The 1,060-nt window shown below is 61.1% G+C and carries 1 pseudogene; it reads right to left on the reverse strand.

Annotation, left to right across the window (positions count from 1 at the left end):
* Nucleotides 1–117 precede the first annotated feature (117 nt).
* Nucleotides 118–960: pseudogene (locus tag ABT116_RS49830) on the reverse strand (SaeA-related protein); the annotation flags it as partial.
* Between the last annotated feature and the right edge of the window lie 100 nt (nucleotides 961–1,060).

Genomic DNA, 1,060 nt, shown 5'->3' on the forward strand with positions numbered 1-1,060 from the left:
GGTGGTCGCTGCGGCGCTGGTCCTGCCGGTGCAGACGGACCGCCGTACGAACGAGCTGCTGGGCACCGTGCTGGAGCGGCTGGCCGATGTCACCGGTGCACCCTTGATCGGATGAATCAGGCGAGCATCAGTCGGCAACCCGCCGGACGCCTCCAACGCCCCCTCCGCCAAAACCGATTCCTCGACACCCGGCTTCGGGCCTGTTTCGGTTCGGTAGATGACTACCTTGCCAACCGGAGGGCTGCTCCATTGCAGATCGAAGCGTGGTTCGTCGGCGTCGCCGTAAGTATCGACCGAAAGATCAAGTACCGGCGACAGAATCACCGAGACCTGCACAACCTCCTCAACTGGCGGAGACAGCTCGGTACCGCTCCCGACCGGGACTTCACAGATCGCCCGATACAGGTAGCGCTGACCACGCTCGGCGGTAGAGTCCACGAACCCGCCAAGATTATCGTCGTCGGGGTGAAGTCGAACCTGACCGGCAGACCCGAGGGCGCCCGAAAGCGAAGTCCTCATCACGCGAACGACTTTCACGCCCGGCCAAGTGTCCCAGCGACCGATGATGGTACCTTCGTCCTCTGAGATCGCCAAATCCACTACTGGACTGATGATCTGAGCGGTGCCCAACAATATCGGCTGCTCAGATGCGGCATCGGCGACAGTTCGCCCGACATGACACCAGACCTGAACAAAGCGCAGCGCAGAACTCGGTGGCCGCAAATCAGTCAGCGAAGTTTCCATGGTCGATCCGAGCAGTTCACCAACTTCTGGCTTGTAAGCGGCGTGCTCCTCACTGGAGACGACGCGATAGACGACTACTTGACCTCCAGCGACCTGAAACGGTTCCCACGCGATGCGGTACCCACCCTGGGACCTTTTCGCCTGTAACTTGGCATCGTTGGACCCGTCGGTCGAATAGTCGAATTCGCAAAAATCGTCGGACGTCAGATCCAACATGTTGCCAATGGTCGGCGACGCCGGCGCCGAAACTACCTCGGCAGATTGCGAAGCCTGCGCCGGGTTCGCTGCGTCGCGGTCCGACCCGCTCTCTTCAACC

Source organism: Streptomyces sp. NPDC002130 (assembly GCF_040296465.1).
GTDB lineage: Bacteria > Actinomycetota > Actinomycetes > Streptomycetales > Streptomycetaceae > Streptomyces.